Origin of the sequence: Nocardia sp. NPDC050408 (genome assembly GCF_044458905.1) — a bacterium.
Lineage (GTDB): Bacteria > Actinomycetota > Actinomycetes > Mycobacteriales > Mycobacteriaceae > Nocardia.
The window spans coordinates 391,650-415,466 of sequence record NZ_JBITIL010000003.1 but is presented as its reverse complement, the minus strand read 5'-3'; the positions used below and the strand labels follow the sequence as shown (position 1 = coordinate 415,466).

21 protein-coding genes are annotated in these 23,817 nt (G+C 65.9%); 9 read left to right on the top strand and 12 right to left on the bottom strand.

What is annotated here, in order from left to right:
* Nucleotides 1–45 precede the first annotated feature (45 nt).
* Together ACIBJI_RS11670 and ACIBJI_RS11665 are read right to left on the bottom strand one after the other, a co-directional pair.
* Nucleotides 46–1,002, bottom strand: a complete 957-nt coding sequence (locus tag ACIBJI_RS11670) for a YegS/Rv2252/BmrU family lipid kinase (RefSeq protein ID WP_397083973.1) — start codon at nt 1,000–1,002, stop codon at nt 46–48.
* Complete coding sequence (locus tag ACIBJI_RS11665) at nt 999–2,576, bottom strand: FAD-binding oxidoreductase (protein WP_364339758.1); 1,578 nt, start codon at nt 2,574–2,576, stop codon at nt 999–1,001. Before ACIBJI_RS11665 ends, ACIBJI_RS11670 begins: the two co-directional genes overlap by 4 nt.
* Nucleotides 2,577–2,761: 185 nt before the next feature.
* Between ACIBJI_RS11665 and ACIBJI_RS11660 the strand changes: the two genes are divergently transcribed.
* Nucleotides 2,762–3,370 carry a helix-turn-helix domain-containing protein gene (locus ACIBJI_RS11660; RefSeq protein WP_364339014.1) on the top strand — a complete coding sequence of 203 codons (609 nt, stop codon included), beginning with the start codon at nt 2,762–2,764 and terminating at the stop codon, nt 3,368–3,370.
* Between the two features lie 54 nt (nt 3,371–3,424).
* Entirely contained in the window at nt 3,425–4,978 is a 1,554-nt protein-coding gene (locus ACIBJI_RS11655) for a glycerol-3-phosphate dehydrogenase/oxidase (RefSeq protein WP_364339012.1), read from the top strand.
* Nucleotide 4,979: 1 nt separating this feature from the next.
* Here ACIBJI_RS11655 and ACIBJI_RS11650 read toward each other — a convergent pair whose 3' ends face one another.
* Together ACIBJI_RS11650 and ACIBJI_RS11645 are read right to left on the bottom strand one after the other, a co-directional pair.
* The gene (locus ACIBJI_RS11650; RefSeq protein WP_364339010.1) at nt 4,980–5,507 is read right to left on the bottom strand and encodes a GNAT family N-acetyltransferase; all 528 of its coding nucleotides are present in this window, start codon (nt 5,505–5,507) and stop codon (nt 4,980–4,982) included.
* Nucleotides 5,508–5,527: 20 nt separating this feature from the next.
* Nucleotides 5,528–6,199: a TetR/AcrR family transcriptional regulator C-terminal domain-containing protein gene (locus tag ACIBJI_RS11645; RefSeq protein WP_364339008.1), complete on the bottom strand. Its 672-nt coding sequence runs from the start codon at nt 6,197–6,199 to the stop codon at nt 5,528–5,530.
* A 130-nt stretch (nt 6,200–6,329) separates the two neighbouring features.
* Between ACIBJI_RS11645 and ACIBJI_RS11640 the strand changes: the two genes are divergently transcribed.
* The 3 genes from ACIBJI_RS11640 to ACIBJI_RS11630 all read left to right on the top strand — a co-directional run bounded on the left by ACIBJI_RS11640 (nt 6,330) and on the right by ACIBJI_RS11630 (nt 10,499).
* Entirely contained in the window at nt 6,330–7,754 is a 1,425-nt protein-coding gene (locus ACIBJI_RS11640; RefSeq protein ID WP_397083970.1) for an MFS transporter, read from the top strand.
* A gap of 25 nt (nt 7,755–7,779) precedes the next feature.
* Nucleotides 7,780–8,610, top strand: a complete 831-nt coding sequence (locus ACIBJI_RS11635) for an NAD(P)H-binding protein (RefSeq protein ID WP_364339003.1) — start codon at nt 7,780–7,782, stop codon at nt 8,608–8,610.
* 272 nt (nt 8,611–8,882) lie between these two features.
* On the top strand, nt 8,883–10,499 hold the full coding sequence (locus tag ACIBJI_RS11630) for an FHA domain-containing protein (RefSeq protein ID WP_397083968.1): 1,617 nt from the start codon (nt 8,883–8,885) through the stop codon (nt 10,497–10,499).
* Between the two features lie 53 nt (nt 10,500–10,552).
* On the opposite strand, the gene ACIBJI_RS11625 is transcribed toward ACIBJI_RS11630, so the two are convergent.
* From ACIBJI_RS11625 to ACIBJI_RS11615, 3 genes are read right to left on the bottom strand one after another with little or no spacing between them, the layout of a single operon-like run.
* Nucleotides 10,553–12,949 (bottom strand): protein kinase, encoded by a 2,397-nt coding sequence (locus ACIBJI_RS11625; protein ID WP_364338999.1) that lies wholly within the window; start codon nt 12,947–12,949, stop codon nt 10,553–10,555.
* On the bottom strand, nt 12,946–13,782 hold the full coding sequence (locus ACIBJI_RS11620) for a hypothetical protein (protein WP_364338996.1): 837 nt from the start codon (nt 13,780–13,782) through the stop codon (nt 12,946–12,948). The genes ACIBJI_RS11625 and ACIBJI_RS11620 overlap by 4 nt, the downstream gene beginning before the upstream one ends.
* Nucleotides 13,779–14,546, bottom strand: a complete 768-nt coding sequence (locus ACIBJI_RS11615; RefSeq protein ID WP_397083965.1) for a hypothetical protein — start codon at nt 14,544–14,546, stop codon at nt 13,779–13,781. Before ACIBJI_RS11615 ends, ACIBJI_RS11620 begins: the two co-directional genes overlap by 4 nt.
* A gap of 543 nt (nt 14,547–15,089) precedes the next feature.
* Between ACIBJI_RS11615 and ACIBJI_RS11610 the strand changes: the two genes are divergently transcribed.
* The 3 genes from ACIBJI_RS11610 to ACIBJI_RS11600 all read left to right on the top strand — a co-directional run bounded on the left by ACIBJI_RS11610 (nt 15,090) and on the right by ACIBJI_RS11600 (nt 18,852).
* On the top strand, nt 15,090–17,420 hold the full coding sequence (locus ACIBJI_RS11610) for an FdhF/YdeP family oxidoreductase (RefSeq protein WP_396955761.1): 2,331 nt from the start codon (nt 15,090–15,092) through the stop codon (nt 17,418–17,420).
* Nucleotides 17,417–18,250 carry a formate dehydrogenase accessory sulfurtransferase FdhD gene (fdhD, locus tag ACIBJI_RS11605; RefSeq protein ID WP_396955760.1) on the top strand — a complete coding sequence of 278 codons (834 nt, stop codon included), beginning with the start codon at nt 17,417–17,419 and terminating at the stop codon, nt 18,248–18,250. The genes ACIBJI_RS11610 and fdhD overlap by 4 nt, the downstream gene beginning before the upstream one ends.
* Nucleotides 18,251–18,318: 68 nt before the next feature.
* Complete coding sequence (locus tag ACIBJI_RS11600; protein WP_396955759.1) at nt 18,319–18,852, top strand: hypothetical protein; 534 nt, start codon at nt 18,319–18,321, stop codon at nt 18,850–18,852.
* Nucleotides 18,853–18,915: 63 nt separating this feature from the next.
* Here ACIBJI_RS11600 and ACIBJI_RS11595 read toward each other — a convergent pair whose 3' ends face one another.
* Both ACIBJI_RS11595 and mihF read right to left on the bottom strand, forming a co-directional pair.
* Nucleotides 18,916–19,326: an NUDIX domain-containing protein gene (locus ACIBJI_RS11595; RefSeq protein ID WP_364338986.1), complete on the bottom strand. Its 411-nt coding sequence runs from the start codon at nt 19,324–19,326 to the stop codon at nt 18,916–18,918.
* 52 nt (nt 19,327–19,378) lie between these two features.
* Nucleotides 19,379–19,693 (bottom strand): integration host factor, actinobacterial type, encoded by a 315-nt coding sequence (mihF, locus tag ACIBJI_RS11590; RefSeq protein ID WP_040687687.1) that lies wholly within the window; start codon nt 19,691–19,693, stop codon nt 19,379–19,381.
* 628 nt (nt 19,694–20,321) lie between these two features.
* Here mihF and ACIBJI_RS11585 point away from each other — a divergent pair.
* Nucleotides 20,322–20,699 carry a nuclear transport factor 2 family protein gene (locus tag ACIBJI_RS11585; protein ID WP_364338985.1) on the top strand — a complete coding sequence of 126 codons (378 nt, stop codon included), beginning with the start codon at nt 20,322–20,324 and terminating at the stop codon, nt 20,697–20,699.
* Nucleotides 20,700–20,771: 72 nt separating this feature from the next.
* On the opposite strand, the gene ACIBJI_RS11580 is transcribed toward ACIBJI_RS11585, so the two are convergent.
* The 3 genes from ACIBJI_RS11580 to ACIBJI_RS11570 form a co-directional block, all read right to left on the bottom strand.
* A complete protein-coding gene (locus tag ACIBJI_RS11580; RefSeq protein WP_396955758.1) occupies nt 20,772–21,110 on the bottom strand; it encodes an STAS domain-containing protein in 339 nt (112 codons plus the stop codon).
* A gap of 292 nt (nt 21,111–21,402) precedes the next feature.
* Complete coding sequence (gene clpX / locus ACIBJI_RS11575; RefSeq protein WP_364338981.1) at nt 21,403–22,683, bottom strand: ATP-dependent Clp protease ATP-binding subunit ClpX; 1,281 nt, start codon at nt 22,681–22,683, stop codon at nt 21,403–21,405.
* Between the two features lie 458 nt (nt 22,684–23,141).
* Nucleotides 23,142–23,810: an ATP-dependent Clp protease proteolytic subunit gene (locus tag ACIBJI_RS11570; protein ID WP_364338979.1), complete on the bottom strand. Its 669-nt coding sequence runs from the start codon at nt 23,808–23,810 to the stop codon at nt 23,142–23,144.
* Nucleotides 23,811–23,817: the final 7 nt, after the last annotated feature.

The following is a 23,817-nucleotide window of genomic DNA, read 5'->3' as shown; positions in this document are numbered from 1 at the left end:
CCACCATCGACCGCCTACGCCCGGTCGGTTTCGCGGCTTGCCGAATCAGGGGACGAGCACGGTAAGCGCGCCGGGCACCGCGCGGAGGGTTACGGGAAGAGTGCCCGCAGGTTCGCCGTCGGCGGTAGCGGGAGCGCCGGGAGCGGTGAGAGTCACCTGGGCGACGCGATACTGCTTCGACTTCGGATGATCGATTCGCTTACCGGCCGACAGGGCTGGCAGCATGCGGAGCATATCCAGGCGGGAAACCGCGCCTACGACAGTCAGATCCAGTAGCCCGTCGTCCATTACCGCATCCGGGCAGACCCGCATGCCTCCGCCGTAGGTGCGGGTATTGCCGATGGCCACCATGACGGCATCGGTCTCGATGACAGTGTCGGTATCGGGATTGTCGAGTGCGCCGGGCACGACACCGGACAGCTCGATTCGGTACGGCACGGTGAAGCGCCCGGAGATCTCGGCCAGTGCGGCGAAGGTGTAGCGGAGTGGACCCTTGGGCCAGCGCATATCGTTGGCGCGCAGGGTGACTCGCGCATCGAATCCGGTGCCGGTAACGGTGGCGAACCACTTGGGAGTGAATCCGGGCGAGGGCGATTCGATGCGACCGAGGTCGATGGTGCGGGTGCGGCCGCCGAGGATCAGGTCTGCTGCTGCGACGGGATCGTCAGTGGGCACACCGATTTCGCGCGCGAGATCATTGCCGGTGCCCGCGGGTATCAGGCCCAGCGCTACGCCGGTCTGCGCAATGGCTTCCAGCACGACATTCATCAATCCGTCGCCACCGATGCAGACCACCGCATCCGGCGTGGCGCTGCCGGTAATCGCATCCCGCACCTGGCGTACGGATTCGGCGGCCGATGCCGCGCGGACCTCGGTGACCTCGACCCCCCGAGCGGCGAAACGCGCCAGCGCGGCCGTGGCCACCTCGTGTCCTCTGCCGACACCGGACTGCGGGTTGGTCACAACAGTGATCGCACGCATCGGACGCGAAGCCTGTGTCACGGGACCAGCTTTCCCGGGTTGAGGATGCCCGCGGGGTCCAATTCCCGCTTCACCGCGCGCAGTACGCGCACGCCGAGATCGCCGATCTCCTCCGGAATCCAGGGGCGGTGGTCGGTGCCGACCGCGTGATGGTGGGTGATGGTGCCGCCCACGGCCACGATCGCGTCACCGACCGCACGTTTCGCGATATGCCACTGGGCGATCGGATCGTCCAACTGCTTGGCGATGACGGTGAAGTACAGCGACGCTCCGGTCGGATAGGTGTGCGAGATGTGGCACATGACCAGCGGCGGGGTGCCCTGTCCAGCAAGTGAATCCGTTAGTGCCGCAGTCACCTTCGCCTTGAGCTGGGCCAGATTCGACCAGGTGGTCGCGGTTTCGAGGGTTTCGCACAGCACACCGTGATCGAGCAGTGCATCGCGCATATAGGGTGCGGCGAAACGTCCGTGCTCCCATTCCTGAGCCGGGGTCTGTCCCAGCGAAGTCCCGCCCCCCGCCGCGAGCAATGCGCCCGCCTCGGCGCCGCGGGCCGCGACATGCGCCTGGGTGCCTTCGAAGGTGGTGACGGCCAGACAACCGGCCACCGCCTCGCCGCCGATATCGGCGGAGCGCGCCAGGTTCACTCCGGTCTCGACCTCATCGGACAACCGCAGCACCGTGGGCGCGGCACCCGCCTGCACCACTGAACGCAGTGCGGCGGCGCCAGTTTCGAAATCCGGAAACGACCAGGCCTGGTAGCCGATGGTTTCCGGGGCCGGATGCACCCGCAGCGTCACCTCGGTGATCACACCCAGCGCACCCTCCGACCCGACGAACAATTCACGCAGGTCCGGGCCTGCGGCGGAGGCGGGTGCGCGGCCGAGTTCGATGGTTCCGCTGGGTGTTGCGACCTTGAGATGCTGGACCATGTCGTCGAAGCGGCCGTAGCCCGCCGATGCCTGACCGGAGGACCGGGTTGCGGCGAATCCGCCGATACTGGCGAATTCGAAGCTCTGCGGGAAGTGACCGAGCGAAAGTCCATGTGCGGCGAGGAGTTCCTCAGCCTTGGGTCCGGTGAGTCCCGCGCCGAGCGTGGCGGTGCCACTGACCGGGTCGATCTCCGAAATACCGTCCAGGCGGCGCAGATCCAGCGCGATGACGGTGTCGAAGCGACCGCGGACCGGATCGACGCCGCCCACCACGCTGGTGCCGCCGCCGAAGGGTACGACCGCGATGGCATTGTCGGCGCAGTAACCGAGCACCGCGAGTACCTGCTCGTGATCGGCGGGGAAGACGACAGCATCGGGTGCGTCCTGCGGACCATCGGCGCGACGACGCAACAGGTCCGGGGTGCTCTTACCGCCCGCGTGCAGCAGCCGATCGTGGTGGTCGACCGAAATGCTGCCCACGCCGACCACCGCGACCAACCCGTCCCGTTGAGTCGGCGTCAGCGTCGACTCGCGTAGCGGCACATCGCCCTCATCGCGGCGCGCCACCGGGTCACCGGACACTCCGAATACCTGCGTCAACAGGTCCCGAATCGAAGCCGAGAGCGGCTTGTGTCCGGCGGGGATGCCCCAGGCGTCCCAAACCATACCCGCCGCATACGTGGGCTCGCCCAGGTTTGCGGCAGCCGCACCGGTCTCGGACTGTCCGATTTCGTCGGTGTGCTGTTGCGTCTCGACCATGCGTTACAGTTTGACATAGACTGTCAAGCAGTAATGATCAGGCATCCGTTTTCCGGCACTTCGGTGCCGCCGACACCCGGTGGTGATACCCGATGACCTCCGCAGCGTCCACCCCCGATGACGCGCTCTCGGCCACCGATCTCGCGATCCTCGACGCGGCCAGGGCCTGCGTCGAGGAGTTCGGGGTGCGCCGCACCACACTTACCGAAGTCGCCCGCCGCGCCGGTGTCAGTAGGCCCACCGTCTACCGCCGCTGGCCGGATACCGGATCGCTGGTGGCCGAACTGCTGGTGCGCGAATTGCACGCGATCGTCGCCGACACCATGCCTGCCGCGGGAGATGCGCGCACGCGGCTGGTCGCGGGGGTGGTCGCGGGTGCGGCGACGATTCGCTCGAATCCGTTGTTCGGCAAGATCTTCCGCACCGATACCGATCTGATGCTGACATATGTCTTCGGCCGCCTCGGGCGCAACCAGCGCGCTCTGATCGACCTGTTCAGTACGAGCATTCGAGAAGGCCACCGGGACGGCACGATTCGCGCGGGCGACCCGGAACAGATGGCGACCATGCTGCTGCTCATCGCGCAGTCGGCGGTGCAGTCGGCCGGTACGGTCGCGCCGTTGCTGGCCGGTGCGGCGCTGGACACCGAGTTGGCCCGTGCGATCGACGGTTATCTGACCCCCGTCGAGAAGGCGCAATGACAAAGGCCCGAATACCTCAGCACCGGCGATTGCCCGCCGTCGAAAAGGATTGTAATGACTACGAATTCGGCTGATCCCCACGGCAATTCCGCGCTGAATGCCGCACGCCGCAACCGTGAACTGACGCTGCTCGGCGACGGCGGCGAAATCGACGTGTTGGTGATCGGCGGCGGCGTGACCGGAGCCGGTGCGGCGCTCGATGCCGCTGCGCGCGGGCTGCGAACCGTGCTGGTGGAGCGCCACGATCTGGCATTCGGCACTAGCCGCTGGAGTTCGAAGCTGGTGCATGGCGGGCTCCGATATCTGGCCAGCGGGCAGGTCGCCATTGCACACGAAAGCGCGGTCGAGCGCGGGATTCTGATCACCACCACCGCACCGCATCTCGTTCGCCCCCTGCCGCAGCTGGTACCGCTGCTCCCGGAAATCGGTATCGCACAACGCACTTTGATCCGCGCCGGCTTTGTCGCCGGTGACGTACTGCGCCGCAGTGCCGGCACTTCGCCTGCGACACTGCCACGTTCGCGTCGGGTATCCACCGCCGAGGCGCTGCGGTTGGCACCGATCGTGCGTCGCGACGGGTTGCGCGGCGGCCTGCAAGCCTGGGATGGACAGCTGGTGGACGATGCGCGGCTGGTAGTCGCGCTGGCTCGCACGGCCGCCGCACAAGGCGCGATGATCCTCACCCGCCTGGAAGCCCTCGACGTGACCGGCGATTCGGCCACCCTGCGCGACACCCTGACCGGCGAAGCCATGACCGTACGGTCCCGCACGGTCATCAATGCCACCGGCGTCTGGGCCGATCAGGTCGACCCGAGTATCGAACTGCGTCCGAGCCGCGGCACCCATCTCGTTTTCGATGCCGAATCATTCGGCGGACTGACCGCTTCGCTTACCGTCCCCGTCCCCGGCAGTACCAGCCGTTTCGTCTTCGCCTTGCCCGCCGCGCACGGCCGGGTCTATCTCGGTCTCACCGATGAGGATGCCCCCGGCCCGGTTCCCGACGAGCCGAAGCCCACCGACGCCGAAATCGATTTCCTGCTCGACACCATCAACACCGCACTCCGAGAGCCATTGACCCGCAATGATGTTCGCGGCACATACGCCGGACTGCGCCCGCTGCTGCGGACGGCCGACAACAGCACCGCCGATATCTCCCGTCAGCACGCGGTCCTGCACTCCCCCACCGGCGTCATCACGATTGTCGGTGGCAAACTCACCACCTACCGCCGGATGGCCGAGGACGCTCTCGATGCGGCGATCGCGCACGGCAACCTCACCGCCGGTCCGTGCCGAACCAAGCGACTTCCGTTGGTCGGCGCGGTCTCCGGTGCGGCCCGCGATCGCATCAACGCCCCGACCGTGCTGGTCGAGCGATACGGTAGCGAGTCCGCGTCCGTACTCCAACTTGCCGATCGGAATCCCGCCTTGGCCGAACAGGTCGCGCCCGGAATCGACGTCACCGCAGCCGAATTCGCCTTCGCGATCACCCACGAAGGCGCCCTCGACACCGATGACCTGCTGGACCGCCGCACCCGGATCGGTCTCGTCCCCGAGGACCGCGCGGCGGCCCTGCCCGCAGCGGAGGCCGCCTTCGCGCGGCAGTATTAGCTCAGTCCATTTGCCAGGTGTCGAGTTCGGCGCGCATGGCGGCGCGCGGCCAGAGGTCGAGGCCGTGCGCGGCCTCGGCGGCCCGGATTTCGCGTAATTCCGCGGTCTCCTCGGCGGCGGTCAGAAAGCGGAAGCCGAGGCGTTCGTAGTACGGGCCGTTCCAGGCCACATCAATGAAGGTTGTCAACGTGATCGCCTGCATCCCTTGGGCTTTCGCCCAGCGCACGGCATGGTCGATGAGCCGTTTGCCGATCCGCTTGCCCGCGTGATCCGGATCCACCGAAACCTGGTCGATATGGGCGTTACCGTCGACGATCCCGAGGATCAGATAGCCGATCGGGCGGCCAGCGGCATCGGGAAAGATCCAGGCGCGGCCCGCGTGCTGGAATTCCCGCAGCGTATCCAGTGACGGCGGATCGTCATCGGCAACGGCCATCATGCCGATGTCGGCGAATGGTTTGCCCGCCACGCGCTCGATATCTTGCAGTATCGGCAGGTCGTCCTCGACCGCCGGTCGAATCATCCGCATAGACGATTCTCCCACGGCATTCATTCGACCGGAGTCGCCAGGATGCCGTTGACCAGCGCACGCAGCGCCCAGCGCGACCGATCGTCGCCGCCGCCCGCCAGCATCTGTTCGCGCATGGCCACCAGTGTCGGATAGCGGTCGGCCGGTAGTTGGGCGAAATGACGGGCGACCTCGGCGACATAGTCCTGCTCGTTGGTGTCCTTGGTGTTGTACGTGCTCTGCTCCACGGCCTGCGCTGATATGTGCAGGTAGATCAGGTCGACGGCCCAGGAATTGGTCTGCGGGTCCACGCCGCCCTCGGCGAGCAGGGCGAGTAGCCGCTCCACGATCAGCAGCGCGTTCGGGCTCGTCGGGATCGAGCCGAGCGCGACCAGTGCGAGTCCCTCGTGTTTCGACATCGCGTCGACGGTCGTTTCGACCAGCGTCGTCAGGCGGTCGCGCCAGGTGTCGCCCGTGGGCTCGGGCACCGTACCGAGCACCTGGTCGAGCATGGCGGCCATCAGGTCGTCACGGTTGGCGACATAGACATAGAGCGAGGCCGCGCCGGTATCGAGGTCCTGCGCGACGCGGCGCATGGTGAGGGCGGCCAAGCCGTCGCGGTCGAGAATCCGCAGGCCGGTATCGATGATGACGTCACGACTGAGGGGTGCCTTCGCGGGACGGGCCCGGCGGCTGACGGGTGCGGCGCTCATATTTCGGAGCATACGCCTCGACGAACAGCGTTTGACACGAACGACGTTCGCCGCATAGGGTTCAACCACATCGAACGCTGTTCGTAACGACCATTGTTCGCTGCCGACACATCTTCCTCGAGAGCTGGACATGACCACCCCAACACAGCAAGCGGCGCCACCAGATACCAAGGTCAGCCCCCGAATGTGGGCGATATTGGCCGTCATTCTGGCGGCTGACATCCTCGACCTACTCGATTCGACTATCACCAATATCGCCGCGCCGACCATCGCGCGGGATCTGCACGGCGGACCAGCGCTGATCCAGTGGCTCGGTGCCGGATACGCCCTCTCCCTCGGCGTTCTGCTCGTCGTCGGCGGCAGACTCGGCGACCGCTTCGGCAAACGCAGGTTGTTCCTGATCGGCTTGGCCGGGTTCACCCTCGCCTCGATCGCCTGCGGCCTCGCCGTCGATCCGACCACGCTGATCTCCGCGCGACTCGTACAGGGCGCCTTCGGCGCGATGCTGATCCCGCAGGGTTTCGGCATCCTGACCAGCGTCTTTCCCCGTGAACAGCGCGGCAGGGCATTCAGCGTTTTCGGCCCGGCCCTCGGCCTGTCCGGAGTATGCGGACCGATCCTGGCCGGATTTCTCGTCGATGCCGATCTATTCGGCCTCGGCTGGCGTGCCATGTTCCTGATCAATATCGGGCTCGGCGGGCTTGCATTCGCCGCCGCCTATCGCCTACTGCCAACCGAACAGGGCGATCGCACCGTCACCATCGATGCACTCGGCGCTGTTCTGCTCGCCGCAGCGATGCTCGGCACACTATTCGGTCTGATCGACGGCTCGGCCCACAGCTGGACCGCTTCATCGTTCGCGTCGATAGCGGCGGGAGTCGCGGCCTTCGCGCTGTTCGCCCGTCGGCAGGTCACCGCGGTCGCTGCGCTGATCGAGCCGACGTTACTGCGGAACCGGGGCTTCACCTCGGGTCTGATCCTCGGACTCGTCTTCTTCGCCGCGGTCTCCGGGCTGTTGTACGTGCTGTCGCTGTTCATGCAGAACGGCCTCGGTTATCGCCCGACCGAAGCCGCGCTCGGCCTGGCGCCGCTGGCCGTCGGCATAATCATCGCGTCGATTGCCGCGCACCGACTATTGGCTGAACTCGGTCGCAATCTCATCCTGATCGGCCTATTGATCACCCTTTTCGGCACGAGCCTGCTACTGATTCTCGCACTCACCACCACAATCACTAATGCCCCTTGGGCTCTCGCCGTGGCGATCCTCGTGCTCGGCCTCGGTATGGGCACTTGCTTCGGCAGCATCTTCGTTGTCACCATCGGCGATATCGACCCGTCCGAGACCGGCAGCGGTAGCGGATCCCTTTCCGCCGTACAGCAACTCGCCAATGCGATCGGCGCCGCCGCCATCACCACGGTGTACTTCCACACGGTCGGCTCCGGTGCGGCGCACGCACTCACGGCCAGCCTCGTATTCGTCACGGCCATCACGCTGATCAGCCTCGGTCTGGTGCGGCTGCTGCCGCGACATGCCCAGGCCGAGCCACAGCACTGAATCACTCTCGACTCGAGGACTTCTCATGATTCTCATTACCGGAGGCCGCGGCGCGGTCGCCACCAAGCTCCTGTCCCTGCTGCGCGCCGACGGCCACCCTGTCCGCGTCGGTTCCGGCCGGCCCGAGCAGCTTCCCGCGGGAGTACCCGCCATCACCTGCGACCTGCGCAACCCGGCCACCTTCGCCGCCGCACTCGACGGCGTCACCTCGGTATTCCTGTATGCCGAACCCGAATGCATCACCGAATTCGTCTCCGCCGCAACCGAAGCCGGAGTCGATCACATCGTGCTGCTGTCCTCGTCCGCGGTGCTCGATCCGGCTGCGACCACCAATCCGGTCGCGAAGTCCCACCTCGACGCCGAACTCGGACTGGCCGACGCACCGATGACCGTCTCCGTGTTGCGTCCCGGCGCCTTCGCCGGCAATGCCCGCGGCTGGTCGTTCGCGATCAAGGCCGAACGCCCCGTCAGCCTCCCCTACCCCAATGCCTACACCGATCCGATCCACGAACTCGACGTCGCCGAGTGCGCACATGCGCTGCTCACGAAACCCGACCACCGTGGCGGTATCTATACCCTCACCGGTCCGCAGACCTTGACGTTCACCGCGCAGATCGACCTGATCGCCGAGGTCACCGGCCGCACCGCAACCATCGCCCACGTCACCCCCGACGCGTGGAAGCAAGAGATGGCCGAATTCATCCCTGGCCGCTACGCCGACGGCCTGCTCGACTATTGGCGACGCTGCGACGGCGTCCCCACTCCGATCACCGACGCCGTCTCCATCCTGACCGACCACCCCGCCCGGCCATTCACCACCTGGCTCGAAGACCACGCATCCGAGTTCACCGGCTGACACCTGTCCGGGCTCATCGCGCACCGACCCGGCAGTATGAATCCCGCCGTACCGCCGGTCGTTCGCGCAGTGTCCGCGCGCAGCGGTTTGCCGCTCGCAGAAGACCGCATCTGCGGGATGGAGTCTTTGATATTCAGTGGTGCACGACACCTCGTCGATCAAGGCCGGTAAGAATCACAGCGTGTGCGCGCTTGCGGTTCTTCGGCGGCCGGTTTCGGGTGCTGGGCACGTTCTATGCTGGACGCCGGTAGTGGGCCGGGAAGGAGGCGCGAGTGCGGAATGACGCGTCGACGGTGGGGATTGCGCCGGGTGATGGTCTGATCGCACGCTTCGGCGCGGTTGTCGTCTATCTCGCGGACGAGACCCCTTCGACCGACCGGATACTCGGTGCGATCGAGGCCGTCGCGGATGCGCGCCATCCCGGGGCCGCGATCGCGCAGCGGCTGGCCGCAGTGGTTTTCGGCGGAAATTCCGAGGCGCCACCGTTCGGAGTTATCGCACCGACTGCTGATGGCACCGTCATTCTGCTGCGCGGACAGGTCAGCGCGGAGATCCAAGGCGCGGAAGGATCCCGCCGACTCTCCGGAGCCCGCGCGTTCACCTGGGTAGACGAAATCGTGCGAGAACCGGTGCGCCGGATCGCGGTCGGCGCGGACATCGCCTTCCCGATCCACGAACTCCCACGCACCGACCTGCGCGCCGGCATCGTCGCCGGCAGCGGCTTCGTCCTGCGCATAGCCACCCGCCGCACCGGAAAATCGGCGAACACCCGAGCCCGCACCACCGCTAACCCCTCCCCCGCCGAACCCCCGCCCACCGCTCCGGCCGGATTCGAAGCCCTGCGCGAGCCGACCGCAAAATCCGCGACCGAATCGACACCAGCCGCAGGCTCCGCCCAAAGCGCAGGCGTCACACGCGAGGCTGGATCTGCCCGTCCGACAGGGGAGTCCAGCCGAGACCCCGCTGCGCGGTCGACCGCCCCCAACGAGCAGGGGCGCTCCGCAGGATCCGCCACCGAGTACGACGGGCCAACCGAGAGGGCGGGAACCACCGGATCGGTGGACTCTGGCCAATCCGCACAGCGATCCACTACCAAGTCCACCGCACACGACAAGCCAACCGAAAAGGCAGGACCCACCGGATCGGTGGACTCTGTCCGGTCCGCGAGGGGATCGGCGGCGCAGAGCGTGGGATTCGGCGCGTCGGCCGATAAGGTCGGGCCCGCGAGATCGACGTCCGCTGCTCGACTCGGCGCAGCATCATCGGAGGCGCGGCCGAGTGGTTCGGCACCGTCGCGTGCATCCGGGCAGGCAGATGCGCCGGAGGAAATCGGCACCCAAGCCATGCCCGCCCGGGAACGAGAGGACGCCGCTGGAACGCGGGCGGGTTCGGCAGCGCGGCCGGAACAGATTGCATTGCACAAGATTCCGGCGTTGCAAGGGGTACGACCGCGGCCGCTACGACCAGTAGGCGAGGCGAATAATCAGGAGAACTCCGGGGCGCGACCGCCCGTAGGCGCGCTGGTTCTGGCGGATGGCTCCGCGTTTCCGCTGGACCGACCGTATGTCGTCGGCCGCAGCCCAATGATCGACGAGACAGTGCGTGCCGCCACTGCCACACCCCTCGCGGTCCCGCGCGATCGCCACGTCTCGCGGGTGCACGCCTACGTCTCGGTCGACCGCGGGAAGGTCTACGTCCGTGACGCCGCAACCCCCGCAGGCACATTCATCGCCGCCCCTGGCGCCGACGAATGGACCCGTATCGGCACAACGCCCACCGAACTGCACCCGGGATGGAGCCTCCGCATCGGCCAACGCATCCTCACCTACCGCACCGAGGCCCACCCGAAGCACCCAACCGAGGCAACCAGCAAACGGCGCCGTTCCTGAGCAGCTCACACCGCCACCGAAAAGCCTCCGGCCTCCGTTCCAGGGCTACTGCTTCAACGTTTATCGCGCCGTGCGCGGCGGAGCAAGCTGTGGCGCTTGCCGATTCGGCGTGCGGACGATGCGGCGGCGAGGCCAGCTCCGGCGGCGAGTACGGCGGTGATGGCAAGGGTGCTGATGGTGGGCGGAGTGTCGTGGAGAATCCAGGCGCCACCGGCCACGGCGACCGCGAGGATGGCTGAACTCGCGGACAGGCCGATGATGTTGGCCAGTCCACCGTGGGCACGGCGTAAGGTGCGGGTGTTGGACTCGAGGTAGGCAACGGCGAACAGGGCGAGGACCACGATCGCGGCCGCTGCGGCGGTGCGTGTCGGGCGCTGGGTGCTGCGGAATTCGATTCGCTGCGTGGCGATTTCCGTTCCGCTGCGCAGCAGGGTCAGCTCGCCGTCGAATTTCCCGGCCAGCACATGTGCGTTGACCGGATCGGGCAGGGTGGCCGCGCCGCCGGGCCGCAGCGGCACCGGATCCCCACCCAACCGCACACCGAATACCTCCACCGTGAGCGCAGCCGAGTCGACGTCGATTCCGTTGACCTGCAATGGAATCGGCTCCGACAGATCGACCTCGATCGGATTCGGACCCGTCGCATCGACACCGGCAACGGTGACAGTCCCGGGTACCAGATCCCCTCCGGCGGTCGGCGCGCCCACCCCGATCACCGCAACCGCACAAGCAGCCACCGCAAGCAACGCGCCAACCCCGAACATCGGCCACGGCGAAGCAAAGCTGACAACATCGCGGATCGGCACCAGATCTCGGCGATCGACATCAGCCAACCGAACTCCATTGTCCTGCGCCCTATGCACCGGACGCACGCGAACCATCGGCGGCCGGAAGGGCTCCGCCCTGAAAGGCCCAGGCCACGACCTTCCGGACGACGACACCTGTCGTGCCGACCCGCCATACCCCGAGGAACCCTGCCCGGCTCCATAAAAAGGCGGTCCTGCTGGCGCATCTCCCGAGGTAGGCGACCCCGGCACGGGCCGCGGCCTTGACGTCGCATCTCCCGACGCATCCGTGCCCGGCGCGGACCTCCTCGCCCCTGACAGCTCCGGCGCTGGCGGCTGCGCCCCGGGCGACCCGGATGCGCGCGGCTCCGACGTGGACCACTCCGGCGCTGGCGCCCCTGGAGCCCCTGGCGCGCCGCGTGCCGCCGCGCCGAACTGCTCGGAACCACCCGTGATATCACCACGCGCTGGTGGCACCGGCGATAACGGCGCACTCGGAGCCGGATCCGAACCCACTATGTCCGGCATCGACGAGATTTCGGTCGGAGCCGACGAAGGGAACGCTACCGCAGCGGGGCCGGGTCGTGGCGGTGAGGCACCGGTCGGAGGCTGGGTGGGGACAGCTGTTACCGGCGCGCGAGATTCGAAGCCCGCGGCAAGCACGCCTGTCCGGTGCCTGACAGCGGACTGCTCGAGCCCACTCTTCGCTCTCGGCGTCTGAACACCGGATCGCCCGGCGGCGCGACTGCTCCCGGTCGCGGCGGCGACAATAGTGTCCGCGCCGATGACCGGAATACCCACGGGCGTAAGCCAATCGCCACCCCAGCACGAGGCGGCGAGTTCGGCGAGAGCAATCCCGAAGAGTTCGGCGGTATCGAAACGATCGGCGGGATCGGTCGCCAGACCGCGCATCACCACGTCGGCGATCGGCTCCGGCACGCCCGGCGCGACCTCGACGAGCGGTATCGGAGTACCGAAGGCGTGTGCGAAAAGCGTTGCCAAATGGTCCTCATTCGGCGGAAACGGCAGTACCCCGGACAACAGCTGATACAGCATGGTCGCCAGCGCGTAGACATCGGTGGCGGGCGAAAGCGGCTGTCCGCGTGCTTGTTCCGGCGCTATATAGGACGGAGTCCCGACGATCTCACCGGTCCTGGTAACCAATGTCTCATCGCCACCGACGATCTTGGCGATCCCGAAATCGGTCAGCTTTATCGCACCGCCGGTACCGAACATGAGGTTCGACGGCTTGACGTCGCGGTGCAGAATCTTGTGCCGGTGTGCCGCTTCCAGCCCCGCGGCACAGGCCAGCCCGACCGCGACCGCGGTAGCCGCGTCGTATCCCTCGGTCGCGAACCGACTCCCAACGGTCCCACCGGGCAGATACTCCATAACCAACAGACACAGCTCATCGGCCTCGATGTAGTCGAAAACCCGCACCACGTGTGGATGATCGATTGCCGCAAGCAACCGCGCCTCGGCGACGAACCGACGCCGCACCTGCTCGTCATGCGCGAACTGCGGTGGAATCTGTTTGATGGCAACCGGCCGCCCCAACTGACGGTGCGTACCCGCGAGCACCACACCGCATCCGCCCCTGCCGACCTGCGCACCGATGTCATACGCGGGCAGCACGGCCCGCATTCGGCCGGTTTCAGATGTCAAGATGTCGCCCCATCCGGGAAGCGCACGGTTTCCACATCGGCGACTTCGTCGACCTCCTCGGTCGGCGGCAGATCCCCGACTTCCGGTGTCGGCGAACAGTATCCGAGTAGGAAGCCGACCGACGCCGCCACACCGGCAACCGTGAGCCACAGCCCGGTATCCGGAACCCACCACCGCAGTGCCGACGCGGTGAACCCGAATATCAAGCCGATGCCGATACCCGGCGCCAGTAACCGCAAGCCGCGCTGCCACCGGTTAGTGGACAGCCGGTGCCGGGCAATGGCCAACGTCGCGTCGGCAATGGCGAGCATGGTCAGCACCGCCAGCGCAATCCCGAACAGTCCGTATACCGAATACAACGAGCCGCGCACATCGGTGTCCATCGGTATCGAGGCGACCTGCGCGCCATCCTCGCCGATCACCGCCAAATCCGCGACGATCAGTCCGGTCGCCTGACCTTCGAGTCCGGTCAGATCGAGCCGATACTTCAGTGCCTCGGATTTTCCTGGTGCGATGGTCAATTCGACGGCGGTCGAGTACGAGAAGAAGGTCAGTCCGAGCACATGCCCGGCCAGGTCGACCTGCCGAATATGCAACGCCCCATCGCTGTTGTTGGTCAACGCGATAGCCACCCGAATGATGCTGTTCGGTTGCAGCCGTAGCGGTTCGGTGGCGGAGGTTTCGGCGATATCGCGATCGTCGATGGTCGCCGACATATCGACACCCTGCGGTTCGGCCGCTGCCGGTGCCACCGACAGCCCGACGAGCACAAGCGCGAACACACTGGGCAGCAGGATAATTCGCGTCGCCGCCGAGACACGGACTCGCATCATGGTTCCCTCCGCGCGGGTAGGTGCGAGACGAGCCGATGCCCGTAGAACCAGGCACCGATCAACAAGAAGAACAGAATCAGCGTCAATGTCGAAGTGGCGGAACTGATCCGGCTGACCAGCACAACATCCAACGGCGCGGTCAGCGTGCGCCCGCAGCGCGCCGTCACCTCATATCGCCCGACTTCGATCGACGTCAACGCCAGCGGTGCCCGAAAACCACCATCGGCCCCGGCGACGGCATTACCCACCGGCGTCTGCCCGACCAGCAAGCTGACCTGTGACTGCGGATCACACCCCGATCCGGCCGCGGTGACATCGCCACCGAGTCCGATCGCTGTGGGCGTGAGCTCGAGCGCGGCGGGTTGCGGCGCAATCGAGGGCGCCGGTGCCGTAGCGGCGGGCGTCGGCGGATCCGCAGGCCGAACGGTCGGCACAACCACCGTGGGCTGCCTCTTCGACGGATTTTCCGGTGGCCGTGGATCCGCCGGTATCTGCTGCTGCGGCGGCACCGTGGACGAATTCGCAGGTGGGTCCGCCGGGATCGGCGGCTGTGGATTCGGCGGCAAGGTGATGGTGATCGGCGGCAGCACAATATCGGGCAGCCGCGGTTGTTCGGGAGTGGAAGTCGGTCCGGAGCACCCATCCGACGTCCGTCCGGCGCACGGATCAGTCGGCACCGGACTGGTCGTCGTCTGCGTCCCGGTGCCGTCGTGCGTCCCGGTACCGTCACGCGTCCCACCACCGTCCGAATTGTCATTCGGCACCGCCGTGCTGGTCTGTGCCCCGGCCCCATCCCGCGTCCCCGGCCCGTGGTGTCCGGGCGCGGGTGCCGGCGAAACCACCGACGAAGTCGGCTCTTCCGACGCCGGAACCCCGAAAGCCGCTACCCTGCCGAACCCGACCGGCGCCGCCGCGACCAATAGCGCGGCGGAACAGAGAATCCCCCACCGCACACGCCGAGACGTCGCGTGTCGACGCTCCCCGCCGGCACGCGTCGGAATAGCCGCCAGCGTCCCCATCGCACATGCCTCAGATCAGCGATTTGATCAGTAGTTATGGTAAGCCGACAGCCGCCGACGCGGAGCCTTCTGGCTGAGCTCGAACCCAGCTAAAACCGCCGGCTACCAGGTAGCGTCACCGCTGTACCCGGCAATGCGCAAACCCTGCCGAACCGGCCACGAGTGCATACGATCCGAACCGGATGGCACCCCTCGGGCAGGGACCCCACCACCGCGACGGGAGCGTCCGGAATCAGGACAAACGGGTAGGTCCGCGACAAACTTCGCGGGGAGAGGACAATATCGGGCATGCACCGCAATGGGCCGACACAGGACATCGACGAGTCCGAATTGACCGTCACCCAGCCGAAGGAGCAGGCCGCGGGTGTGACGGCCGTTGCCGTTGCGCTCAAACGCGGGGTCGAGGAGATGGGTGTGCTGCGCACCGCGCGCACGCTGGCCCGCCTCAACCAGGTGCACGGCTTCGACTGCCCGGGCTGTGCCTGGCCGGAGCCGACGGGGCATCGCCGACCGGCCGAATTCTGTGAGAACGGCGCCAAGGCCGTCGCCGAGGAGGCGACGCTGCGCACCGTGACCCCCGAATTCTTCGCGCAGCATTCGATCGAGGAACTGGCGAGCAAATCCGGTTATTGGCTCGGCCAGCAGGGTCGGCTGACCCATCCGATGGTGCTGCGCCCAGGCGCGACCCATTACTTGCCCATCGAGTGGGACGAGGCCTACCAGCTCATCGTCGAGCACCTGCGCGCGCTGGAATCCCCCGACGAAGCGGTGTTCTACACATCGGGCCGCACCGCCAACGAGACCGCATTCCTCTACCAGCTGCTGGTCCGCAGCTTCGGCACGAACAATCTGCCGGACTGTTCGAATATGTGCCACGAATCCTCCGGCGCCGCACTGACCAGTTCCATCGGCATCGGCAAAGGTTCGGTCTCGATCGACGACTTCGGCAAGGCCGATCTGATCATTGTCGCGGGCCAGAATCCGGGCACCAATCATCCGCGCATGCTCAGCGCGCTGGCGGGCGCGAAGGCTAACGGCGCCAAGGTCATCGCGGTCAACCCGCTGCCGGAGACCGGACTGCTCGGCTTCCGCGACCCACAGACGCTCACGGGTTTCACCAGCGGTGTCGCCATTGCCGACGACTTCCTGCAGATCCGGCTCGGCGGCGATATGGCGCTGTTCCAGGGGTTGGGCAAACTGCTTTTCGAGGCCGAGGACCGCGCACCGGGCACGGTGGTCGACCGCGAGTTCGTCGATGCGCACTGCGCTGGCTTCGCGGAGTACGAAAAGAATGTGCGCGCGGTCGATCTCGGCACGGTGCGCGCGGCAACCGGACTCACCGACGACGATTTGTACCGCACCGCAACACTTTTGGCCGAATCCAAGAACATCATCATCTGCTGGGCAATGGGCCTGACCCAGCAGAAGCACGGCGTCGCCACCATCGAGGAAGCGACCAATCTGCTATTGCTGCGCGGCATGATCGGCAAGCCCGGCGCGGGCGTGTGCCCGGTGCGCGGCCACTCCAACGTGCAGGGCGACCGCACCATGGGCATCTGGGAGAAGATGCCCGATACCTTCCTCGACGCACTCGACCGCGAACTCGGCATCGCCAGCCCGCGCAAACACGGCTACGACACCGTTGATGCGATCCGCGCCATGCGCGCGGGCGCGGCGCGGGTGTTCTTCGGCATGGGCGGCAATTTCGTCTCCGCCACCCCTGATACCGGGGTGACCGAGGCCGCGCTGCGCAGTTGCGCGCTGACCGTGCAGGTCTCCACCAAGCTCAACCGCAGCCACGTCGTGCACGGCACGACCGCGCTCATCCTGCCCACCCTCGGCCGCACCGATCTCGACCTACAGAATGGTGCGAAACAGCAAGTTTCGGTGGAGGATTCGATGTCGATGGTGCATCTATCAACCGGTCGGCTGAAGCCGGTGAGCGAGCATTTGCGCAGTGAAGTCGCCATCGTCTGCGAACTCGCGCAGACGCTGCTCGGCGCGGATCATCCGGTGCCGTGGGCGCAGTATCAACTCGACTACGACAAGATCCGCGATGCGATCGCCCGTGTGGTGCCCGGCTGCGACGACTACAACAAGCGGGTGCGTGATCGCAACGGCTTCGTACTGCCGCATCCACCGCGCGACTCCCGCGAATTCCGCACTGCCACCGGCAAAGCCAATTTCGCGGTGAACGAATTGACCTGGACACCAGTCCCCGCGGGACGGTTGATCCTGCAGACCCTGCGCAGCCACGACCAATACAACACCACCATCTACGGCCTGGACGACCGCTATCGCGGGGTGCATGGCGGCCGCAAAGTTGTCCTGATGAATATCGACGACATCACCGAATTCGGTTTCGTAGACGGCGATCTGGTGGATCTGGTCTCCGAATGGACCGACGGCACCGAACGCAAGGTGACCGGTTTCCGCATCGTCGAATACTCGACCCCGCGCGGCAATGCCGCCGCCTACTATCCGGAGACCAATCCCCTCGTTCCGCTCGATCACGTTGCGGCACGGTCGAATACACCAGTTTCCAAGGCTGTGACCATCCGGTTGGAGCCGCACGTTCATGTGGGGCAGGACCCGAGCGCCAGCGAGGCGCGGTCGTGAGCAGAGTGACCGCGCGCCGCAAGACACGCCGCATCTCACCGAACGGCGTGATCGAACGCCCGGATTCCGTTGCGGTAGAAGAACCATTGGAGCTGCGCCTGGACGGACAATCACTCACCGTCACCATGCGCACCCCGGGCAGCGATATCGAACTGGTGCACGGCTTCCTCTTGGGCGAGGGCATCATTCAAGCCGCCGAGGATGTGGTGAGCGCCCGCTATTGCGCGGGCGCCGACGAGAACGGCCAGAACACCTACAACGTGCTGGATGTCCAACTGCGCACCCCTATCCCGGTGCACGGCCGCAACTTCCTCACCACCGGCGCATGCGGACTCTGCGGTAAGACTGCGCTCGACGAGGTCCGCACCCGCACCAGATTCCCGCTGCCGACAACCTCGATCACGGTCGACACCGAGACCCTCGCCGCCATGCCGGACCAATTGCGCACCCGTCAAACGGTTTTCGACGCCACCGGCGGTCTGCACGCTGCGGGACTGTTCACCCCCGACGGCACCGCACTCGCTGTGCGCGAGGACATCGGACGACACAACGCTGTCGACAAGGTGCTCGGCTGGGCGGTACTCGAAAACCGTATCCCCGCAAACGATCTCGTGCTCATTGTCAGCGGCCGGGCCTCCTTCGAGCTGGTTCAGAAGGCCGTGATGGCGGGCATCCCGATGCTCGGCGCCGTCTCGGCCCCCAGCTCGTTGGCCATCGATCTGGCCGCCGAATCCGGCCTCACCCTGGTCGGCTTCCTGCGCGGGGACACCATGAACATCTATTCCCGCTCCGACCGGCTGACCGTCAGCGACGAGGTCGCCGCCTATTGATCGTGACCCGAGGTCCGACTTACGGTTGCAGCACCAGATCCCTGGTTCGGCGATGAACGGAGAGACCGATGCGGATCACGGTAGATGGCAAATCCGGCGGGCTACGTGTGCGGATGCGGTTCCAACAGCAGCGCAATCGCTGGCTCGCCGTGCGAATCATATTGGGGGTGTTGGCATTTCAGGGCGCGGTCGTCGGACTGTGGGCGGTCTTCGCGCCGCACTCCTGGTACACCAGCTTCCCGGGTTTCGGTATGCAGTGGATCGGCGCGGACGGCCCGTACAACCACCATCTCGCCTCCGATGTCGGCTCGTTCTTCCTGGCGCTGACCGCGGTGACACTGGCCGCGCTATTCCTCGGCGGCAGCGCACTTGCCCAGGTCGCGGGCCTCGGCTGGCTGGTCTTCGGCGTGCCACACCTGATCTATCACGCCTTTCACAAACCCGCCGACATGGGTGGGGGCAGTTTCACCCTCAGCGTCATCGGTGCGGCATTGATCGTCGCCCTCGGCTTGGCCCTGATCCTGGTCACCCCGCGTGGGCCGCAGTTGCGCGATCCCGCCCCGATCAACTTCCAACGCCCCCGCCGCCGTACGAACCGCTAGACCGCCGAAACAGTAACGCCCCACAGCGCATGCTGTGGGGCGTTCTCCGTGCGAAGTGAGCGTTCAGGCCGCGTGCCACCCACCAACCTCGGTCAAATGGTTGAGGGCCTGCACAACGGCCGGCGCGCACAGGTGTCCGTCGTCCGGCCCGAGCCACGCCATCTCGGCGATCTCCGCCGCCGGAGCCGGCGCGCCGTGACCGGGTGCGCGGAAGCAGTGCATCTCGACCAGCGTTCCGGGACGCCCGTGGGCTGGGGCCGTAATGGTCACCACGGGCGTTATCCGGTGCGCCTCCAATTCGACGCCGACTTCCTCGCGAACCTCCCGAACGAGCGCTCCCGCCAGGGTTTCTCCGGGTTCGGGCTTGCCGCCCGGCAGATAGAAGGCGTCGCGTCCCTCGGTCCGGACCGCGAGCAAGCGGCCGTTCTCGACGCACAGCCACGCCACCGACGTGAGCGTTCGTTTCCTGAGCATGGTCCTGCTGACCCTTTCGAGCGACCTGCAAGCAATCGCTACGGACGACGTGTCAGTCCTTCAGCGCTTCGAGCAACGCCGCACGCTGGCGCGCGCCGAGTCCACCGATGCGGCGGTCCTCGGGAATTTCCGCCTGGTCCATCAGCTTGGCCGCCTTGACCGGTCCGACACCGGGCAGCGCCTTGATCACGGCAGCGACCTTGGTCTTCTTGACCAGGTCGTCGCTGTCCGCCTTCTTCAACAGGTCGGCCACCGAAACCTTGCCGGCCTTCACCTTGCCGATCAGTTCGGAGCGCGCCTTGCGGACCGCAGCCGCCTTGGCCAACGCCTCAGTGCGCTGTTCCGCGGTCATGGTAGGCAGTGCCATGTCTCCTCCGCTTTCACTCGTCACTCGAACATCTGGTTGACCGGACCGAGTAAACAGCACGACGAGCACCACACAAGCTCGACACACCGGGTTCCGACAGCGAGAAATGGCGACAAGTTTTCTGAACCACCCGGGCCCCACCAGGCTCCAGACCCACCCGGACCAGGCGAAAAGGACAAAATGAATCCGGTCATGAACCCCGCGGCGGCATTCAGCGAGGCCGCCGTCGGCCCCTGAGGCTTCACCAACAGTGATCGGACCGGACCGAGCGCACCGCCTTCGGGCACAGAAAAAGGCGGCGGCGCGGTAACACATGGAGGGTGAATAGCGACACCAAAAGCAGACGCACAAGTGCGGGACAGAAGGTTCAACGGCGAACCAGGGAGTCAATGGGGACTCCGAGTCCGGGCGCGATCGGCAACCTCAGTGATGCGGAATCCGACCGTCACCGTATCCCACATCACTAGCGCGCCAACAAGATATCCGAGGGGTATCGATCGACGAGTACTGGCGCGGGGGGCCATCTGCGCCAGTACGTCTGCCCCGCCCAACGGGATTCCATGCCACGCGATCACCGGACACTGCTACGCTCCGAATTAGAACACGTTTCAATTCGTGAGAGGTTTCCATGGCAGCCAAGATCCGCGATGTGATCGAACAGTACGTCAAGCTGGTCGGTTCCGGCCCGACCGAGGCGATCGTCGACCTCTACGCACCCGATGCGGTGGTGGAAGATCCGATCGGCACCGAACCCAAGCGCGGCCACGACGCCATTCGCGAGTTCTACGAGGTGCTCGGAAACCTCGATCGGGAAACGCAGCTGCACGCGGATTCGGTTCGAATCGCGGGCAACCACGCCGCCTTCATGTTCACTCTCGTCACCAAGTTCGGCGATCAGCGCTTCACACTCTCGCCCATCGATGCGATGGACTTCGACGACGAGGGCAAAATCGTCGCCATGCGCGCCTACTGGAGCCAGGACGATATGCGCAACGAAGCGTCCTGAAGCCACCGCACGGGTCCATACAGACCGCGGGTGCGGCAGCCGAATTCGACTGCCGCACCCGCGTTTTCGGTATCAGGCGCTCGCGCGAGCCAACTCCAGCGGTTTCGGCCGCGCAACCGCGGCCAGGCTCGGGATGACATCGAAGACCGCGGCATGCCCCGCGACCTCGAGTAGCCGATCCACGCAGCGCGGACCCGTGATCAACTGGAGTTGCCGGCCGCTGTGGCCGAGCCAGGATCGGGCCTCCATCAACGCCCGCAGCCCGGCAACGCCGAAGAACGTCACCTGCGATAGATCGATAACGACCACCGCGCCCGCCGTAGGTAACGCTTCCAGCAGGGACTGCCGAAAGGTCTCGGCCGTCAGGTAATCCATTTCGCCGCCGACGGCACACAAGGTGACCGAATCCACCGGCGGTGACACGACTACGCACAGACGGTCGGCAGACCGCTGGGGTCCGGATCCGTCTGCGGCAGCGATACTTTGATCTGAAGAAACTAGAACTGTCGACATGAGGACCTCGGTCCGTCGAATCCGCCGGGCAGACACCTTGCGGCGGGAAACTTTTCGCCCCGATCATCCAGGACCAGGACTGGGCTGGTTACTCAACCGTGCCCTACGGATACCCAAACCGCCGGCCCGATACACATCGAGTGGGCCGGAAATTTCTCCGGCCCACTCGCGAGGTATGCGTACTGCGGTGCTACGCCGACTTCTCCCGGCGCTCGGCGCGCTGTGCCTTGCGCGGCACGATGGTCGGCAGCACATTGTCGTTGACGGTGTCGGCGTTCACGACCACCTTGGCGACGTCGTCACGGCTGGGGATGTCGAACATCGCCAGCTGCAGGACCTCCTCCATGATGGCGCGCAGACCGCGGGCGCCGGTGCCGCGCAGGATCGCCTGATCGGCGATCGCCTCCAGCGCGTCATCGGTGAATTCCAGGTCGACGCCGTCCATCTCGAACAGCCGTACGTACTGCTTCACCAATGCGTTCTTCGGCTCGGAGAGAATCTTGACCAACGAATCCTTGTCCAGATTCGTCACCGAGGCGACGACCGGGAGGCGGCCGATGAATTCGGGGATCAGACCGAATTTGATCAGATCCTCCGGCATTACCTCAGCGAAGTGGTCATCGGTATCGATATCGGCCTTGGAGCGCACCTCTGCGCCGAAGCCGATGCCGCGGTGGCCGGTGCGATCGGAGATGATCTTCTCCAGCCCCGCGAACGCACCCGCAACGATGAAAAGCACGTTGGTGGTGTCGATTTGGATGAATTCCTGGTGCGGATGCTTGCGCCCGCCCTGCGGCGGCACACTCGCCTGCGTACCCTCCAGGATCTTCAACAGCGCCTGCTGCACACCCTCACCGGAGACATCGCGGGTGATCGACGGGTTCTCGCTCTTGCGGGCGATCTTGTCGACCTCATCGATGTAGATGATCCCGGTCTCGGCGCGCTTGACGTCGTAGTCCGCGGCCTGGATCAGCTTCAGCAGGATGTTCTCGACATCCTCACCGACATATCCGGCCTCGGTCAGCGCCGTCGCGTCGGCGATGGCGAACGGGACGTTGAGCATCTTGGCCAGCGTCTGCGCCAGGTAGGTCTTGCCGCAGCCGGTGGGGCCGAGCATGAGGATATTGGACTTGGCCAGTTCGACGGTCTCGCCGCGGCTGTCGCGACCCTTGTCACCCGCCTGGATGCGCTTGTAGTGGTTGTAGACGGCCACCGCGAGGGTGCGCTTGGCGGTGTCCTGCCCGATCACGTAGTTCTCCAGGAAGTCCCGGATCTCGGCGGGCTTGGGCAGCTCATCGAGTTTGACCTCACTGGACTCGGCCAGCTCTTCCTCGATGATCTCGTTGCATAGATCGATGCACTCGTCGCAGATGTACACCCCTGGTCCCGCAATGAGCTTCTTGACCTGCTTCTGGCTCTTTCCGCAGAACGAGCACTTCAGCAGATCGCCGCCATCTCCGATGCGCGCCATCTCGTGGGTCCCTACTTCCTTGTCCGCCTGCAACCGTCTATCCAGGTTGCCAGCAATCCGCCACCCTCGGGTGTATTCACGAACACCTCGAGCGATTCCGACGGTTCGAGCACTGCCGTCAACCGGGAGCAAAGGTCCCTAGGTCGACCGTACCCGGTGTGTGCGACGGAGGTCGACAACTCGAGCATGTTTCTCACGGGGGTCGTCCGAGTTCTTACCACTATGGAACACGTTCACCCCGATCGACGGCCATCCGACACTCCTGGCCGCCCGCCTCGGAAACCCTTCCGCCCGACACCCTTCCGGCCGGTCGGCTCCCCTGAAGCAGTCCGGCCGGGGCACATGCCGAGCGGCATGCGGCCCGGCCGGATTTTCCTGACATAGAGCAACTTACGAGCGATCAACGCGCCGCGTCCGGCGCGTCCGCCCTACTTCTGTCCGCACTACTTCTGGGCGCACTACTTCTGGGCGCTGAGCTTGCGGTAATCGAAGACCGTGTCGATAATCCCGTATTCCTTGGCCTCCTCGGCCGTCAGGATCTTGTCGCGGTCGGTGTCCTTGCGGATGGTGTCGGCATCCCTACCGGTGTGGCGCGCCAGCGTGGTCTCCATCAGGCGACGCATCCGCTCGATCTCGGCGGCCTGGATCTCCAGGTCCGAAACCTGCCCCTGAATGCCACCCTCCAGCGACGGCTGGTGGATCAGCACGCGGGCATTGGGCAGGCACGCGCGCTTGCCGGGGGTACCGGCGGCGAGCAGCACGGCCGCGGCGGAAGCGGCCTGCCCCAGGCAGACGGTGGCCACATCGGCGCGCACGTACTGCATGGTGTCGTAGATCGCCATCAACGAGGTGAACGAACCACCGGGCGAGTTGATGTACATGGTGATGTCGCGATCGGGATCCAGCGACTCCAGCACCAGCAGCTGCGCCATGACGTCGTTCGCCGAGGCATCGTCGACCTGCACGCCGAGGAAGATGATGCGCTCCTCGAACAGCTTGTTGTACGGGTTGGACTCCTTGACACCGAAGCTCGAGTGCTCGATGAACGAGGGCAGGATATAGCGCGACTGCGGGCTCGCCGGGGCGGTGCCGCCGAGACCGGCGCGCGGGTCGAACAGATTGGCCATCTTCGTC

What these genes read in the sequence shown, in the direction of transcription:
- ACIBJI_RS11665 (WP_364339758.1), bottom strand. Translation starts at nt 2,576, where the DNA reads ATGGTTTGGGACGCCTGGGGCATCCCCGCCGGACACAAGCCGCTCTCG.
- ACIBJI_RS11660 (WP_364339014.1), top strand. Translation starts at nt 2,762, where the DNA reads ATGACCTCCGCAGCGTCCACCCCCGATGACGCGCTCTCGGCCACCGAT.
- ACIBJI_RS11655 (WP_364339012.1), top strand. Translation starts at nt 3,425, where the DNA reads ATGACTACGAATTCGGCTGATCCCCACGGCAATTCCGCGCTGAATGCC.
- ACIBJI_RS11650 (WP_364339010.1), bottom strand. Translation starts at nt 5,507, where the DNA reads ATGCGGATGATTCGACCGGCGGTCGAGGACGACCTGCCGATACTGCAA.
- ACIBJI_RS11645 (WP_364339008.1), bottom strand. Translation starts at nt 6,199, where the DNA reads ATGAGCGCCGCACCCGTCAGCCGCCGGGCCCGTCCCGCGAAGGCACCC.
- ACIBJI_RS11640 (WP_397083970.1), top strand. Translation starts at nt 6,330, where the DNA reads ATGACCACCCCAACACAGCAAGCGGCGCCACCAGATACCAAGGTCAGC.
- ACIBJI_RS11635 (WP_364339003.1), top strand. Translation starts at nt 7,780, where the DNA reads ATGATTCTCATTACCGGAGGCCGCGGCGCGGTCGCCACCAAGCTCCTG.
- ACIBJI_RS11620 (WP_364338996.1), bottom strand. Translation starts at nt 13,782, where the DNA reads ATGATGCGAGTCCGTGTCTCGGCGGCGACGCGAATTATCCTGCTGCCC.
- ACIBJI_RS11610 (WP_396955761.1), top strand. Translation starts at nt 15,090, where the DNA reads ATGCACCGCAATGGGCCGACACAGGACATCGACGAGTCCGAATTGACC.
- ACIBJI_RS11600 (WP_396955759.1), top strand. Translation starts at nt 18,319, where the DNA reads ATGCGGATCACGGTAGATGGCAAATCCGGCGGGCTACGTGTGCGGATG.
- ACIBJI_RS11595 (WP_364338986.1), bottom strand. Translation starts at nt 19,326, where the DNA reads ATGCTCAGGAAACGAACGCTCACGTCGGTGGCGTGGCTGTGCGTCGAG.
- mihF (WP_040687687.1), bottom strand. Translation starts at nt 19,693, where the DNA reads ATGGCACTGCCTACCATGACCGCGGAACAGCGCACTGAGGCGTTGGCC.
- ACIBJI_RS11585 (WP_364338985.1), top strand. Translation starts at nt 20,322, where the DNA reads ATGGCAGCCAAGATCCGCGATGTGATCGAACAGTACGTCAAGCTGGTC.
- clpX (WP_364338981.1), bottom strand. Translation starts at nt 22,683, where the DNA reads ATGGCGCGCATCGGAGATGGCGGCGATCTGCTGAAGTGCTCGTTCTGC.
- ACIBJI_RS11570 (WP_364338979.1), bottom strand. Translation starts at nt 23,810, where the DNA reads ATGGCCAATCTGTTCGACCCGCGCGCCGGTCTCGGCGGCACCGCCCCG.